This is a genomic window from Streptomyces sp. NPDC020917 (assembly GCF_044333795.1).
Lineage (GTDB): Bacteria > Actinomycetota > Actinomycetes > Streptomycetales > Streptomycetaceae > Actinacidiphila.
In genome coordinates this window covers 96866-112253 of the sequence record NZ_JBIRRR010000009.1, presented here as the reverse complement: position 1 = coordinate 112253, position 15388 = coordinate 96866, and the positions used below count along the sequence as shown (strand labels likewise).

Below are 15388 nucleotides of genomic sequence, written 5' to 3'. Positions count from 1 at the left end.
CTGCAGGTGCCGGCCACGTCACGCAATGGCGCCCGTTCAGGCGTGAAACCCCCGCTCGTCCTGCTCCACGGAGGCGGGCCGGGCGTCGACGCCGACAGCAACTGGGGCGGCGTGCGCTCCCGGCTCTCGGGCGAGTTCCGCTGCCTGGCTCCCGACCTCCTCGGGTTCGGCACGCGGATCGCCGGGTCCGCCGGGATCACGGGTCCGCGCGCCTGGGCGGCGGCCCGGGCACGGCAGGTGCTGGACATCCTCGACGACCACGGCCTGGACCGCGTGCACCTCGTCGGCAACTCGGCCGCGGGCGGAGCCGCGGCGCTGGCCCTTGCGTCCATGGCGCCCGAGCGGGTCGACCGCGCGGTCGTCATGGGGGGAGCGGGTACCGGGCCGCTGCCGGCGGCGGTCCCGTTCTACGACGCCCCGACACGGGAGTCGATGCGGGCCACCCTCGGCCGGCTCGTCGCCGACGAGGGCGTCCACGGCGAACTCCTCGACGAACTCACCGGCATCCGGCTGCGGCAGGCCCTGCGCCCCGGAGCGGAGCCGGCGTTCCGGTCGATGTTCGCCGACGTCGAGGACGGACCCCCGCCCCTCGATCTCACCAAGATCGTCCATCCGGTCCTCGCCCTGCACGGGGAGTGCGACCTGGTCTCGCCGGTCGAGGTCTCCGAGCGCCTCGTCGCCGCCCTGCCCGGCGCCCGCCTCGCGGTGGTGGCGGGGGCCGGGCACTGGATCCACGTCGACAGGCCGGATGAATTCTGCAGCCTGGTAGGGGAGTTCCTGAGCGCATGACACAGCCGATCAGCACCAGCGAGGACCGGGTCGAGGTCCTGGTCGTCGGCGCCGGCCCCGCCGGCCTGACCCTCGCCATCGACCTGGCCCGGCGCGGCGTGGCGTGCCACGTCGTGGAGGCCACCGACGAGCGGGGCGCCAATCCCCGCTGCAACACCACCTCCGCGCGGTCGATGGAGATCTTCCGGCGGCTCGGACTGGCGGACGACATCCGGCGGGCCGGGCTGCCCGAGGATCACCCCACCTCGATCCAGTACCGGACCACCCTGAGCGGTGAGGAGATCTTCCGCATCGATCTGCCGAGCGCCCGCGACGTGCTGGACGGTGTCGGCAGGGGCGGATGGCCCACCCCGGAGCCGCAGCACCGGATCTCCCAACTGTTCCTCGAGCCGATCCTGGAGCGGCACGCGCGCACGCTTCCCGGGCTGACCCTCGAACGGGGAACCCGGCTGGTGGAGTTGCGGCAGGACGACGACCACGTCGAGGCGGTCGTGGAGACCGGCGGCGCGCGACGCACCCTGACGTGCGCCTACGTCGTGGGCTGCGACGGCGCCCACAGCACCGTCCGGCGCCAACTGGGCATCCGCTACGAAGGTGTCGACGCGATCCAGCAGTTCGTCTCGACCTTCCTGCGCTCGCCGGAGCTCGGGCGGCTGGCCGCACGCGACCGGGCCTGGACGTACTGGACCTACGGCCGCCGGATCGCGTCGTTGATCGCCATCGACGGCGACGCGCTGTGGCTCAACCACGTCGCCTTCGACCCCGACCACGACACCGAGGCCGAGGACCCCGAAGAGCTCCTGCGGGAGGCCGTGGGACAACCCGTCGAGCACGAGGTGCTCGGCGTGGTGCGCTGGACCGGACGCCGGCTCGTCGCCCAGCGGTATCGCACGGGGCGGGTGTTCCTGGCCGGCGATGCCGCCCACATCTGGATCCCCGTCGGGGGATTCGGCATGAACGCGGGGATCCAGGACGCGGCGACGCTGGGCTGGATGCTGGCCGCGGTCCGCCACGGGTGGGCGCCACCGGAACTGCTGGACGCCTACGAGCGGGAGCGCAAGCCGGTGGGCGAGCAGTTCGCCCGTGCGGTGGGGGCCGCGGCCGGACGGTCGTTCGCCCAGTTCCCGCCGGACATCCACCTGCCGGGCCCGGCCGGCGAACGGGCCCGCGCGGACTTCGCCGGCCGCCTCGCGGTCACCGAGCCGCACCGGTACTCACCCGACGGCTTCAGCTTCGGCTACCACTACGCGGACTCCCCTCTGGTGGCCGGCGGCGAGCAGCAGGACGCGATCACCATGGGCGACTACCTCCAACGAGCACGGCCCGGCTTCCGGTTGCCGCACGTCTGGCTCGACGACGACCGGTCGGTGCTCGACGTGCTCGGGCCCGGCTTCACCCTGCTGCGGACGGACCCGGGGACCGCCGTGACGTCCTGGACCTCGGCGGCCCGGGCACTCGGGATCCCCCTGGCCGTGGTCGACCTGCCGGCCCGGTGGCCCGACCGCTACCCCGCCGAGCTGCTGCTCGTGCGCCCCGACCAGCACGTGGCCTGGATGGGCGGGGCGGACGCCCGTCCCGACGAGCTCCTGCACACCGTCACCGGCCGCGTCGCCGCCCACCAGCGGTAGAGACCACCAGGAGAAGGCACATGTCATACGCACTGGGCATCGACGTGGGCGGCACGTTCACCGACGCGGTCGCCTCGGACGGTGCAGGCCGGATGGTGTCGGCCAAGACGCCGACGACCCCGCCGCACCGCGAGGTCGGTGTCATGCGCGCGATCGAGGACATCGCGGACGAGCTGGGCATCGGCGTCGGCGAACTGCTCCGGCAGACCGACTACATCGCCCACGGCACGACCGCGTCGATCAACGCCCTCGTCCAGGGCCAGGTGGCCGATGTGGGGCTCATCGCCACGAAGGGCCACCGGGACGCGATCTACATCATGAACGCCGAGGGCCGCACGCTCGGCCGGTCGGCCCACGAGATCCAGGACACGCTCCGGCAGCGCAAGCCCGCGCCGCTGATCCCGAAGTACCGGGCGCTCGAGGTCACCGAGCGGATCGACCACGCCGGGAAGGTGCTGGTCCCGCTGGACGAGGACGAGGTCCGCCGCGTCGCACGGACGCTGGTGGACCAGGGCGTCGAGGCGATCGCGGTCTGCCTGCTGTGGTCGTTCAAGAACGGCGCCCACGAGCAGCGCGTCCGCGAACTGATCCACGAGACCGCCCCGGACATGTACGTCACGCTCTCCTCGGAGGTCAGCCCGCGCATCCGCGAGTTCGCCCGCACCTCCACCACGATCATGAACGCCCAGGTGGGACCGCGGCTGCGCACCTATCTCCTGCCCCTGCAGAAGCAGTTGGAGGAGAGCGGGCTCAAGGGCCCGCTGCTGGTGATGCAGAGCGAGGGCGGCACCATCACCGCCGACCGGGCACCCGAACACGCCATCACCACCGTCGGGTCCGTGCTGTCCGGCGGTGTCATCGGCGGGATGCGGCTGGCCGAGCAGCTCGGGCACCGCAACGTCATCACCACCGACGTCGGCGGCACGACCTTCCTGGCGGGACTCATCGTCGACGGGGAGCCGGTCATGGCGCCGGGCTCCATCGTGAACCAGTTCCCGATCAACGCGGCGACGATCCGCGTGCACACCATCGGTTCGGGCGGCGGGGCACTCGCTTCCGTGGACGCCGGCGGCAACCTGCGGCTGGGCCCGCAGAGCGCCGAGGCCGTCCCCGGTCCCGCCTGCTACGGCAACGGCGGGACGCGTCCCACCAACACCGACGCGAACCTGGTCCTCGGCATCCTCAGCCCGCGGGGGCTGCTCGGCGGCCGCAAGCCCCTCCGGATGGACCTGGCACGCGAGGCGATCCGCGAGCACGTGGCCGAGCCGCTCGGCCTGTCCGTCGAGGAAGCGGCCATCGCGATCCACGAAGTGCAGAACGCGCAGGCGGGAGACCTCCTGCGCCGGGCCGTCGTGCAGGCGGGCTACGACCCCCGCGACTTCGTCGCGTACGCCTTCGGCGGTGCCGGACCCGCCCACTGCGCCGGCTACTGCCACGACCTGGGGGTGAGCGAAGTCGTCGTCCCGCTCGGGCCCGTTGCCTCCGCCTTCTCGGCCTACGGGCTCGCGGCCTCCGACATCGTCATGAGCGCCGAGCTCTCCGACCCGTCCTCGTTCCCGGTCGACCCCGCCGTGCTCGCCTCCCACTTCGCCCGGCTGGAAGCCGATCTGCAGCGCGCACTCGACCGGCAGCAGGTGACGTTCCAGGACGTGACGCTGCAGCGTGAGATCGACCTGCGCTACTCGATGCAGGTCACCGAACTGGCCACCGCCGTCCCGGAGACGGAGTTCACCGAGCGCACCGGTGACGCGATCCTCGAGCGCTTCGAGGAGAGTTACGAGCGGATCAACGGCAGCGGCGCCGGCTACCGCGAGGCCGGCGTGCAGGCGATCACCTATCGCGTGCGGGCCAAGGCCGGTCTCGGCTTTCCCGTCAGGCTTCCCGCCGTCCCCCAGGCCGACGGCCCCGACCCGGCGGAGGCCCTGCTCGGGGAACGCGACGTCTGCCTCGACTCGCAGACCGGCTTCGTGCCCACCCCCGTCTACGACTACGCCCGGCTGCGTGCAGGCCACGAGCTCGTCGGGCCCGCGATCGTCGACGTCCCGACCACGGTGGTCGTGGTCCCCGCCGGGGCCACCGGACGCGTCGACCACCTCGGCAACCTCGTGCTGCGCTACCAGTGAGGACAGCTTCCATGACATCCAGGATCCCCGGGGCGGACGAGTTCACCAGCCGGCCCCTGCCGCGCGAGGAATTGCTGCGGCAGATCTCGCCCACGCTGCCGCTGCACCGGATCGACGGCGAACGGGCCGGCCAGGTCGACGCGTTGACCTACGAGGTCGTCCGGCACCGGCTGTGGGCGATCACCCAGGAGATGGGCGAGACGCTGCGGCGGATGTCGGGCTCGCACGTGGTCACCGAGTCCAACGACTTCAACTTCTCCATCTGCGACGAGCTGGGCGAGCAGGTCCAGGTCGGTGCCTACAACATCGGGCTGATCGGCTCGATGGACCTGGCCATCGTCTGGACGCTGCGCAACCGCAGCGACAACCCGGGCATCGCCGAGGGCGACATGTTCCTGTGCAACGACCCGTGGATCGGTGGCGGGCTGCACCAGAACGACGCCGCGGTCCTGGCACCGATCTTCCACGAGGGCAAGCTGTTCGGCTGGACGACGGCCATCGCCCACCAGGTCGACCTCGGCGGGCCGCGGCCGGGCTCGTTCAGCCCGTCGGCCCAGGACGTGTTCGGCGAGGCGGTGCCCACACCACCGGTCAAGGTGGTGCGTGACGGCGTGCTCCAGCGTGACGTCGCCGATGCCTGGGTGCGCCGGTCGCGCCTGCCGCACCTGGTGGGCCTCGACCTGCGCGCCAAGGTCGCCGCCAACAAGAACGCCGCCGAGCAGATCCTCCGGCTCATCACCAAGTACGGCGCCGACACCGTCAAGGGCGTCATGCGCCGGATGATGGACGACGCCGAACGCCGGCTGCGGGCCAAGCTCCGCGCCCTGCCGGACGGGACGTGGAGCGCGGTCGGCTACCAGGAGCAGTCGCAGACCGGCGATCGCGGCATGCACGCCATCAAGGTCGCGATGACCAAGGAAGCCGACCGGCTCGTCTTCGACTTCCGCGGAACAGCCGGGCAGACCGGCATCATCAACTGCCCCTACCCGGGGCTGCGGGCCGGGATCGTCTTCACGATGCTGCCGCTGCTGGCCGGGGACATCCCCTGGGCCGCGGGCGGGCTGATGCGCTGCTTCGAGATCGTCACCGACGAGGACACGATCACCAACGCCTCGTTCCCGGCCGCCGTGGGCAAGGGACCCTTCGGCCCGGCGTGGGGCTCGGGGAACCTGGTCGCCGAGGTGCTCGCCAAGATGCTGGACGCCGAACCGGCGCACCGCACCGACGTGCAGTCGATCTGCAACGGCACCACCGACCTGTGCGTGGTGTCCGGCGTCGACGTCCGCGGCGGCGGCAGCAGGCGTTTCGTGTCCCCCATCTTCGACGTCATGGCCGGCGGCTACGGGGCCCAGGTGCACCACGACGGCGTCGACACCGGCGGCCGGCTCATCATCCCCTCCGCACGGGCGCCCGACGTCGAGATGACCGAGTACCTCTACCCGCTGGTCGCCCTGTGGCGGCGCGAGCAGACCGACTCCGGAGGACCGGGGAGGCAGCGCGGAGGGATGAGCGGCTCGGTCTGCTACGTGCAGCACCCGGACCAGAGCGGGACGATGTCCCTGGTCATCTCCGGAACCGGCAAGGTCGCGAACCAGAACGTCGGACTGGCCGGGGGGTATCCCGGCAACTCCCAGCTCGATCTGGTGGTGCGCGGCATCGACGTCCCCCAACTCGCCCGCGCGGCCGCCATCCCCGGCGACCTCGGCGAGCTGGGCGGCGAGATCGAGGTGCTGCCCTGCGAGGGGGAGTCGGACTTCGGCCCCGGCGACGCGCTCTACCTGCACTGGCAGGCCGGCGGCGGATACGGCGACCCGCTGCTGCGCCCCGCGCAGAGCGTCCGTGACGACGTGCTGCAGGTACGGGTGTCGGCGGATGCCGCGCGGGACGTCTACGGCGTCGTGCTCCGCGAGGACGGCGACGTGGACGTGAGCGCGACCGATGAGACCCGGCAGAGGCTGCGGCACCGCCGTGCCGCGGACACCGGTCTGCCCGCCACCGGGCTCGCGCCGATCGGCGTGCCGGATCCGAGCGGGGTACGCCGGCTCGACGACAACCTCGGCGTCCGGGAATCGCCGGACGGGGGCACGGTGGTGTGCGTCCACTGCGGTACCGCGATCGGGCCGCTGGCCGGGAGCGCGTTCGTCGCGGCGCTGGCGCGCCGCGACGGGGCCCCGACCGACGCCGGCCCGCACATCTGGCACGACCCGTCGGTGTACGTCGACGAGGAGGTCGTCTTCCGGCAGTTGTTCTGCCCGGGCTGCCTGACCGCGGTCAACTCCCGTGTCGTGCCCGTCGGCCACCCCCTTCCCTCCGACCACTACCGGGGTTGGGCGTGAGACCGCGGTTCCTGCAATAGGGAGAACGTTCTGTCTTGACAGTCGGGGCGGGATTCGCCATCCTGAGTGAGGTAGAACGTTCGGTCTTGAGGGGGAGGCCGGCGGCTCGCCGTCCTCGCCTTCGCGGGAGGACGCCGGCCGCCGCGCCGGCCGCAGCGCACCCCCCGCCACAGCCTCGAAAGGATCACCGTGACCACCGTTGACTCGCCTCCCGCCGACTCGCCCGTCACCGCCGGCCGGCCCGCGCCGGCCCTGCGCCGGCTGTACTTCGTACGGTTCGGATTCGCCGTCGTCTGGGCGGCCCTGCTGTTCGCCGACAAGTCCCACCTCGGAGCCCTCGGCATCACCCTGCTCGTCGTCTACCCCCTGTTCGACGTCGCCTCGGCCATCACCGACGTGCGCTCGGCGGGTGGCACCGGACCGATCCGCGGGCTTCAGGTGAACATCGCGATCAGCACGATCGCCACCGTCGCCCTGGGCGTCGCCGGGGCCTCCGGTGTACCGGCGGTCCTCCGCGTGTGGGGTGCCTGGGCGATCGTCTCCGGGGCCGTCCAGCTGATCGTCGGGCTCAGCCGCCGCAAGGGCGCGATGGGCGGCCAGTGGCCGATGATGCTCAGCGGCGGCATCTCCGTCCTGGCCGGAGCGTCGTTCATCATGGGCGCCTCCGCCTCGGACCCGAAGCTGACCGGCGTGGCCGGCTACGCCGTCCTCGGCGGGATCTTCTTCCTCGTCTCGGCGCTGCGTCTCGGCCGTGCCGGCAAGGCGAGCTGACGTGGACACCGCTACCTACGACGTCGTCATCATCGGTGCGGGCCCGGTTGGCGAGAACATCGCCGACCGGGTGGTGCGGGGCGGCCTGAGCGCCGCCGTCGTCGAGCGGGAACTGGTCGGAGGCGAGTGCTCGTACTGGGCCTGCATGCCGACCAAGGCGCTGCTGCGCAGCGGCGCGGCGCTCCGCGCGGCCCGGCACGTGCCCGGCGCGCGCGAGGCGGTGACGGGTGAACTGGACGTCGCGGCCGTGCTCCACCGGCGGGACTCCTTCGCCTCCCACTGGCACGACGAAGGGCAGGCGGCCTGGCTGGAGGAGGTCGGGGTTCCGCTGTACCGCGGGCACGGCCGGATCGCCTCGGCCCGGGTCGTCGAGGTGACGACCGGCGAGGACAGCTCCACGGTCTCGCTGAACGCCCGGCACGCGGTCGTCGTCGCGACCGGCAGCGGCGCGCTCGTCCCGGACGTGGACGGCCTGCGCGAGGCGGCGCCGTGGACCAGCCGGGAAGCGGCCGCGGCACCCGCGGTTCCCGGCCGGCTCGCCATCATCGGTGGTGGCGTGGTGGCCTCGGAGATGGCGACCGCGTTCACCGGCCTTGGTGCCTCGGTGACGCTGCTGGCGCGCGACGGTGTGCTGCCGCTGGCGGAACCCTTCGCCGGCGAGTGGGTCGTCCAGTCCCTGCGGGAGGCCGGTGCGTCGGTGCGCCTCGGCGACGAGGCCCGGTCCGTGAAGCGCGCCGGCGACGGAACGGTGACCGTCACGCTCACCGACGGCGAGCAGGTCGAAGCCGACGAACTGCTCGTGGCGGTCGGCCGTACGCCGAACACCCAGGACATCGGGCTGGACACCGTCGGCCTGACGCCGGGCGCCTGGCTCACGGTCGACGGCACGCTGCGGGTCGTGGGGGAGGACGGCACGCCGATCGGCGGCGGGTGGCTCTACGCCGCCGGGGACGTCAACCGCCGTGCGCTGCTGACCCATCAGGGCAAGTACCAGGCGCGCGCCGTGGGGGACGTCATTGTGGCGCGCGCCAAGGGCGAAGCGGTCGAGGACGGCCGGTGGGGCCGGCACGCCGCGACAGCCGACGAACGCGCGGTGCCGCAGGTGGTGTTCACCGAACCCGAGGTCGCGTCGGTGGGGCTGACCGCGGCCGCCGCCGAGGCCGCGGGGCTGCGGATCCGGGTCGTCGACTACGACCTGGCCGCTGTCGCCGGGTCCTCCCTGCACGCCGAGGGATACCAGGGCCACGCCCGGATGGTCGTCGACGAGGACCGGAAGGTGATCGCCGGGTTCACCCTCACCGGCCCGGACGTCGCCGAACTGCTGCACGCGGCGACGATCGCGGTGGTCGGGGAGGTGCCGCTGGACCGTTTGTGGCACGCGGTTCCCGCGTATCCCACCGTGAGCGAGGTGTGGCTGCGGCTGCTGGAGACCTACGGTCGCTGACCCGACCCGCTGGGGTTCGTCCCGACCCGTCGCGACGGGACGGGACACCAGCACGCCCGGTGCCGTACGACCGTGCCGGCCCGCCGCTCCGTCCTGGAGGGGAAGCCGGATCAGGTGTAGAGTCAATGTAGTGAGCGATACATACATGCATTGCTGACAGAGACGAGGGGTCGGAGTGACGAGCATCTTGGACGTCGGGGACGCGCAACTGGCCTACACCGACGTCGGGACGGGCAGTCCCGTCGTGTGGCTGCACGGCTCGGGGCCCGGGGCCACGGGCATGAGCAACTTCGGCGGCAACCTGCCGGCCTTCGAGGACCACCGGAACATCGTGGTGGACCTCCCCGGTTGGGGAAGCTCCCCGCGGCCCGCGACGGACGAGCCGCTGATCTTCCACGCGGCGGAACTCGTCTGCCGCGCGATGACGGCCCTGGGGATCGAGCGTGCCCACATGGTGGGCAACTCCTACGGCGGTGGCGTCGCGATGCGCATCGCGATGCGCCATCCCGACCGGGTGGACCGGCTCGTCCTGATGGCACCCGGCGGAGTCCTCCCGGCGGACGCACCGCCCTGGCCCGTCGGACTCGAGCACCTCTTCGCCTACATGGCGGCCCGGAAGCCCTCGCGGGAGGACATGGCCGCGTTCGTGCGGCTGATGGTGTTCGACGAGTCGCTGGCGACCGAGTCCCTCATCGACGAGCGGTACGCGTCCAGCCTGCGGGCCCACCCCGAACTGCCGATCCCCCCGAACTACGGCGATCTGACTCCCGACCTGGCCCTCATCGCCGCCCCCACGCTGCTCGTCTGGGGCAGGGAGGACCAGACCGTCCCGCTGACCTGGGCAGCCAGGATCCTCGCCGGCATCCCCGACGCGGAGCTCCGCGTGCTGCCGCACTGCCGGCACTGGGTGCAGTACGAGCGGGCGCCCGAGTTCAACCACATCGTTCGCGAGTTCCTGCGGGGCGGGGCAGCCGCCGCAGCGGAGGGATGACACCGTGGGTATCCGCAAACTGGGTTACGTCGGACTCAACGTCACCGATGTGGACGCCTGGACGGATCTGCTCGGGCGCACGCTGGGCATCGGTGTCACCACCGCGAAGCTCGGCACCGACGAGGTCGCGCTGCTCGAGCTCGACGAGTTCAAGTACCGCGTGGCTCTCCACCCGTCCGACAGGGACACCCCGCGAGAGCTGGGGTGGATCGTCGACACCCCGGGCGAGCTGGACCGGCTCACCCTCAGGCTCACCGACGCCGGCTTCACGGTCGAGGACGGCTCGGCGGAGGAGCGCGAACTGCGCGGCGCCACCCGTCTCCGCTGGTTCACCGACCCGGTCGGCTACCGGGTGGAGTTGGCGATCGGCGAGGCCAAGGTGCGCACCGGCGTCGCGCGGCCGGTCGGCACGCACCCCGGTGCCACCGGCCTCGGCCACTTCGTGCTGGCCAGCCCCAAGCTCGACGAACTGCGCGAACTCTACGAGTCGGTGCTCGAGTTCAAGCTCACCGACTACCGCGCCCCCGGCCTCTTCTTCTTCCGCTGCAACCAGGCCCACCACAGCATCGCGCTCGCGAGCGCGGAGACGCCGTCGATCCACCACCTCGAGATCGAGCACGGCTCGATCGACGACGTCGGGCGATCCTACGACCGGGCCAAGGCCAACGGCGCGCCGATCTCGATCAGCCTCGGCCGGCACATGAACGACAAGGCGATCTCGTTCTACGTGCAGAACCCCAGCGGATTCCACCTCGAGATCGGCTGCGGCGGGATCGACGTCGCCGAGGACTGGGTGCCGCATGACTTCGGTGTCTCGGACGTCTGGGGACACCACCACACCCACGCCAATCCCTTCGCCTCGCCGAAGCCGTGACGCACGCGCTTCGCGCAACGACCACGCGACACCTGGTGCACCTGATGAACTGCGAACCTTCGAACAACTCCGCCGCGCCGAGCCGTCCGGCCGGCAGGCTCGGCCCGCTGGTCGACCTGGTCGTCCAGCGGCTCCGCGTGAGCGACGACGTGGCGGCGGCCAAGTTCCGCGCCGGTTCACCGATCGACGACCCGGCGCGCGAGCGGCAGGTACTGGACCAGGTCCGACGACAGGCCGGCGTCCTCGGGCTCGATCCCGTGTCGACGACGGCGTTCTTCCAGGACCAGATCACCGCCAGCAAGGTCGTGCAGAGGGGCCTGCTCGCACGCTGGTCCGCCCATCCCGAAGAGGCCCCGACGACCCCTCCGGACCTCGGGCAGATCCGCACCCGGCTCGACCGGTTGACCGTGGACATGCTCCGCGGGCTCAGGGGCACGGTGCGCGTACGCGACGAGCCGGACCCGTGCACCGCGCACCTCGCCGCGGTCGCCGGGTCGGGCGGGGCGTCGGACCGGCTCGACACCCTTCACCGCCGGGCGCTCCTGAGGGCGGTGCACTCCGTGTGCGCCTCCCGCCTGAACTGATCGGTCGGAACGCGACCAGCGCCGCGGCGGCGACAGCAGCCGGAGGCGACGCGGCCGGCGGAGGCCGGCCACCAGCAAGTCATTGCCAGGAACTGTACGAGAGGTCTCATGTCCGCGACGACACACCCACAACTCAGCCGCCTCATCGACACCTTGCGGCGGACCGTCCGCGCCGGGCAGGTGGCCACCGGCGGGCCGCAGTACGACGCCGGCCGGAGCGTATGGAACGGTGCCGTGGCGTCCCGCCCCGGCGTCGTCGTCCGGTGCGCCGACCCGGCCGAGGTCCGCGCCGCCGTGCTGGCCGCGCGGGAGTTCGGCGTACCTCTGTCGGTGCGCGGCGGTGGCCACGACTGGGCCGGAAGGGCCTTGACCGACGGCGGCCTGACCATCGACCTCTCCGGCCTGCGCCGGGTGACGGTCGACCCGGTGGCGAAGGTCGCCGAGGTACCGGGAGGGGCCACGGCCGCCGACCTTGTCTCCGCCGCCCAGCCCTTCGGCCTGACCGCCGCGACCGGCACCGCCGGCTCCGTGGGCATGGCGGGGCTGACGCTCGGCGGCGGCTACGGACCGCTCAGCGGACGCTTCGGACTCGCCCTGGACAACCTGCTGTCCGCCGACGTGGTGCTCGCCGACGGTTCGGCCGTCACCGCCGACGCCGAACGGGAGCCGGACCTGTTCTGGGCCCTGCGCGGTGGCGGCGGGAACTTCGGCGTCGTGACGTCGATGCGGGTGCGTCTGCACGCCGTGCCCACGCTGCTGTCCGGCATGGTGATGTATCCGGGGGACCAGGCCGGGAGCGTGCTGGCCGGGCTGTCGGACGTGCTGGCCGACAGCCCCGACGAACTGACCGTGCAGTTCGGCGTCCTGCCCGGCCCCGACGGCGAGCCGGTGGTGTTCCTCTCGCCCACCTGGAGCGGCGACGACGCCGCGGCGGGAGAGCGCGCGCTGGCGCCGCTCGGCACGCTCGGCACGCCCCTTGCCGTCCACGTCGCCCCCCTCACCATGCCCGAGATGCTCGCGGCCATCGACGCGCAGTTCCCGTTCGGCCGGCACGCCGAGATCCGCTCTCGTTCCGTACCGTCACTGACCGCGGGCGTGCGCGACATGCTGAGCCTCGCCGGCTCCACGGTGACGTCGCCCCTTTCCGCGGTGTCCGTGCACAGCCTGCACGGAGCCGCGGCACGGGTCCCCGTGGCGGAGACGGCGTTCGGGAACCGCGACCCGCATCTCATGATCGAGATCATCGCCCAGTGGGAACCGGGCGACGCCCGGGCCGCGGACCACCGCGCCTGGGCCGGCCACCTGACCGCTGCCCTGGAGTCCGACGCGCTGCCGGGCGGCTACCCCAACCTGCTCGGAACGGACGAGGGCGCACGGATCGCGCACGCCTACGGCCCGAACACCGAGCGGCTGGTCGCGGTGAAGCGCCGCTTCGACCCGGACGACGTCTTCCGCGCGACTCCCCTGCCGGTCCGGGCCTGAACAGTGCGTCAGGCCGGCGGCCAGTTCCGCAGAGCTGCGTCGGCCACCTGTTGCAGGTCCTCGCACGACGCGCCGCCGGACGCCTGCACGGCCACGCCGTTCGCGATCGTCATGACGTAGCGGGCGATCTTCTCCGGGTCGGCGCCGGCGGGCAGGTCGCCCACCTGGACGGCCTGCCGGAACCGGTCGCGGAGGAGAGCCTGGCCGTGGGCGCGCCACTCGGCCAGGGTGTCGCGGGCGACCTGCCCGGTCTCGCCGGCGGCCAGTGCGCCCTGGACGCCCAGGCAGCCGGCGGGGAGACCGGGCAGCGTGTTGGCGCGGGCCGAGCCGGCGAGGAAGGCCATGGCCACCTCGCGGGCGGTGGGTGCCCGCAGCGCCTCGGTGACGTAGGCGCCGGGTCCCTCCGCGTAGCGCTGCAGCGCCTTGCGGAACAGGTCCTCCTTGTTGCCGTAGGCCGCGTACAGGCTCTTGCGGGAGATGCCCATGGCCTCGGTCAGGTCGGTGAGGCTGGCGCCTTCGTACCCCTGCGCCCAGAAGACCACCATCGCCTTCTCGAGCGCCGCCTCGGCGTCGAACGCCCGCGGGCGGCCGATCTGTGACGTGTGCATCTCCTCATCCTACCGCTTTGGCACCGATCGGTGCCGAACTGGTACGCTCGTATTCGGCACCGATCGGTGCAGAAGTTTTCCCAGTTCAATGCCGCCCTTGCGGCACAGAGGAAAGAGGTACGCCATGTCCGGGAGTGAGCTGCGTAAGTGGTACATGCGCTACGCCGAGGCGCTCAACGCCCACGAGTTCGACCGCATGGACGAGTTCATCAACGACCAGGTACTGCTCGGCGACCAGCCCGGCACCCGCGACGACGTCGTCGCGGTCCTCAAGGGGATCGTCGACGCTGTTCCGGACATCCGCTGGGAGGTGGAGGAGCTGCTGTTCGACCGCGACGGCATCGCCGTCCGCGCCATCAACACCGGCACCCCGGTGAAGGAGTGGCTCGGTGTCCCCGCCTCCGGCGCCTCGTTCAAGATCGTCGAGTACGCCATCTACAAGGTCCGTGACGGCAGGTTCGTCCAGATGACGAACCTGCACGACTCGGCCGAGATGCTCCGACAGTTGACCGCCTGACCGCCGGGGGGCTCTGGCCGATCCGCCGACCGGCCAGAGCCCTTTCGGGCGCCCGCCGATGACTCGTACATGTGCAAGGCGGATGTACGAGTGGCCCAGACGGCGTCGAAACTGGCTGTGCAGGTGTCGAAGATTCCGCCGTCGCTGCTGCGCCGCAGAAGGGCAAGGCGACAGCTCGCCGCGCTGCCGGACTCGAGTGAGGGCCGTCAGCCTCCCCGCACGTCATCTGCGAGAACCTGTTCGCCTACGTCCCGGGCTCTGAAGGGCTTGCACTGCTGCCGGGCGGACAGCCCGGTCATCAACGGCCTTGGTGTTCGCGAGGCTCGCTTCGATCGCGGACTCGAGGTCGTCGGCGTTCATGATGCTGGGTTGAGCAGCTTCCAGTGGCCCTCGGAGACGACCTCGATGGTGGCATCGGTGACCTTGATGGCAGTCTCAGCGTCGATGGCGTACGCCGGACCCTTTATCTTCGCGGCCCATCGTTCCGCTTCGGCCAGGCTCCTCTCCGGACAATCCGGAAGGTCGAGGTGCGGGAAGATGGAGAAATCTACGATTCCCAGCGTGCTGTCGTCGCCGGTGAGTGGCTGCCAGTCGACGAACTCATCCCCGATCCGGGGAGTCAGCACCATGCTCCCGGCGCTGAGCCCTACGTAGACCGTGTCACGCAGCGACGGGAAGAGGTCGGCCAACCCGGACTCCCTCATCCAGTGGCACAGGTAGAGCGCATCGCCACCGTTCACCAGCAGGGCGTCTGCCTCGCGAACCCAGGAGACCCAGCGTTCCTTCTCGATGCTGGGCAGCGCCGTGAGCTCCAGCAAACCCACGGACTTCCACCCCAACTCGGTCATGGGGCTCGGCGACCGTCCGCTGACGAAACGCCATGGCCCACCCGGATCCCCGTACGGGCCCCCGTACCCGGCGGTGGGGATGCAGAGGGCGCTGGCCTCGGCGATCGGTTTGCCCAGGAGTTCGACCAGCGCCGCCAGAATGCTTGCGTTCCTGACACCGGAGTCAGTAAGGAGAAGCTTCACCACGCCACCCTAGAAGTAGGGGCGGTTCGGTCGAGGCCAAGGTCGGCAGAACCCGAAGTCGATACGCCTCCGGTGACCACACATGGTGAGTCCTCGCTCCACTGCGGCTGGCATGCCTCGTCACCCGGGAAAAGCGTCCAAGGGTGACCCCTTCAGAAGCGGCTCGAACACACCACGGTGACGTGGACGGGCACAGCGTCCAGGGGTGGT

13 protein-coding genes are annotated in these 15388 nt (G+C 71.7%); 11 read left to right on the top strand and 2 right to left on the bottom strand.

Annotated elements, in window-relative coordinates; all coding sequences use genetic code 11:
* The first annotated feature begins 42 nt into the window (after window positions 1-42).
* The 10 genes from ACH4TG_RS20840 to ACH4TG_RS20795 all read left to right on the top strand — a co-directional run bounded on the left by ACH4TG_RS20840 (window position 43) and on the right by ACH4TG_RS20795 (window position 13022).
* Window positions 43-789: an alpha/beta fold hydrolase gene (locus tag ACH4TG_RS20840; protein WP_398243877.1), complete on the top strand. Its 747-nt coding sequence runs from the start codon at window positions 43-45 to the stop codon at window positions 787-789.
* Window positions 786-2417 carry an FAD-dependent monooxygenase gene (locus ACH4TG_RS20835; RefSeq protein ID WP_398243876.1) on the top strand — a complete coding sequence of 544 codons (1632 nt, stop codon included), beginning with the start codon at window positions 786-788 and terminating at the stop codon, window positions 2415-2417. The genes ACH4TG_RS20840 and ACH4TG_RS20835 overlap by 4 nt, the downstream gene beginning before the upstream one ends.
* Window positions 2418-2437: 20 nt before the next feature.
* Window positions 2438-4540 carry a hydantoinase/oxoprolinase family protein gene (locus tag ACH4TG_RS20830; RefSeq protein ID WP_398243875.1) on the top strand — a complete coding sequence of 701 codons (2103 nt, stop codon included), beginning with the start codon at window positions 2438-2440 and terminating at the stop codon, window positions 4538-4540.
* An 11-nt stretch (window positions 4541-4551) separates the two neighbouring features.
* Window positions 4552-6876, top strand: coding sequence for a hydantoinase B/oxoprolinase family protein (locus ACH4TG_RS20825; RefSeq protein WP_398243874.1), 2325 nt, complete (start codon window positions 4552-4554; stop codon window positions 6874-6876).
* A gap of 189 nt (window positions 6877-7065) precedes the next feature.
* Window positions 7066-7647, top strand: coding sequence for a DUF308 domain-containing protein (locus tag ACH4TG_RS20820; protein ID WP_398243873.1), 582 nt, complete (start codon window positions 7066-7068; stop codon window positions 7645-7647).
* A 1-nt stretch (window position 7648) separates the two neighbouring features.
* Window positions 7649-9091 carry a dihydrolipoyl dehydrogenase family protein gene (locus ACH4TG_RS20815; protein WP_398243872.1) on the top strand — a complete coding sequence of 481 codons (1443 nt, stop codon included), beginning with the start codon at window positions 7649-7651 and terminating at the stop codon, window positions 9089-9091.
* 175 nt (window positions 9092-9266) lie between these two features.
* Window positions 9267-10082, top strand: a complete 816-nt coding sequence (locus ACH4TG_RS20810; protein ID WP_398243870.1) for an alpha/beta fold hydrolase — start codon at window positions 9267-9269, stop codon at window positions 10080-10082.
* A gap of 4 nt (window positions 10083-10086) precedes the next feature.
* Complete coding sequence (locus ACH4TG_RS20805) at window positions 10087-10956, top strand: VOC family protein (RefSeq protein ID WP_398243869.1); 870 nt, start codon at window positions 10087-10089, stop codon at window positions 10954-10956.
* Window positions 10953-11540 (top strand): chorismate mutase, encoded by a 588-nt coding sequence (locus ACH4TG_RS20800; protein WP_398243868.1) that lies wholly within the window; start codon window positions 10953-10955, stop codon window positions 11538-11540. Before ACH4TG_RS20805 ends, ACH4TG_RS20800 begins: the two co-directional genes overlap by 4 nt.
* Before the next feature lie 108 nt (window positions 11541-11648).
* Window positions 11649-13022, top strand: a complete 1374-nt coding sequence (locus tag ACH4TG_RS20795) for an FAD-binding oxidoreductase (protein WP_398243866.1) — start codon at window positions 11649-11651, stop codon at window positions 13020-13022.
* An 8-nt stretch (window positions 13023-13030) separates the two neighbouring features.
* Here the strand turns inward: ACH4TG_RS20795 and ACH4TG_RS20790 are convergent, their stop codons facing one another.
* Window positions 13031-13630 carry a TetR/AcrR family transcriptional regulator gene (locus ACH4TG_RS20790; protein ID WP_398243865.1) on the bottom strand — a complete coding sequence of 200 codons (600 nt, stop codon included), beginning with the start codon at window positions 13628-13630 and terminating at the stop codon, window positions 13031-13033.
* Window positions 13631-13754: 124 nt separating this feature from the next.
* Here ACH4TG_RS20790 and ACH4TG_RS20785 point away from each other — a divergent pair, with 124 nt between their 5' ends.
* Window positions 13755-14147, top strand: coding sequence for an ester cyclase (locus tag ACH4TG_RS20785; RefSeq protein ID WP_398243864.1), 393 nt, complete (start codon window positions 13755-13757; stop codon window positions 14145-14147).
* Window positions 14148-14503: 356 nt separating this feature from the next.
* On the opposite strand, the gene ACH4TG_RS20780 is transcribed toward ACH4TG_RS20785, so the two are convergent.
* The gene (locus ACH4TG_RS20780) at window positions 14504-15178 is read right to left on the bottom strand and encodes a Type 1 glutamine amidotransferase-like domain-containing protein (RefSeq protein ID WP_398243863.1); all 675 of its coding nucleotides are present in this window, start codon (window positions 15176-15178) and stop codon (window positions 14504-14506) included.
* Window positions 15179-15388: the final 210 nt, after the last annotated feature.

Excerpts from the sequence above, each read along its gene's own strand:
- ACH4TG_RS20835 (WP_398243876.1), top strand. The coding sequence starts at position 786 with ATGACACAGCCGATCAGCACCAGCGAGGACCGGGTCGAGGTCCTGGTC.
- ACH4TG_RS20830 (WP_398243875.1), top strand. The coding sequence starts at position 2,438 with ATGTCATACGCACTGGGCATCGACGTGGGCGGCACGTTCACCGACGCG.
- ACH4TG_RS20825 (WP_398243874.1), top strand. The coding sequence starts at position 4,552 with ATGACATCCAGGATCCCCGGGGCGGACGAGTTCACCAGCCGGCCCCTG.
- ACH4TG_RS20795 (WP_398243866.1), top strand. The coding sequence starts at position 11,649 with ATGTCCGCGACGACACACCCACAACTCAGCCGCCTCATCGACACCTTG.
- ACH4TG_RS20790 (WP_398243865.1), bottom strand. The coding sequence starts at position 13,630 with ATGCACACGTCACAGATCGGCCGCCCGCGGGCGTTCGACGCCGAGGCG.
- ACH4TG_RS20785 (WP_398243864.1), top strand. The coding sequence starts at position 13,755 with ATGTCCGGGAGTGAGCTGCGTAAGTGGTACATGCGCTACGCCGAGGCG.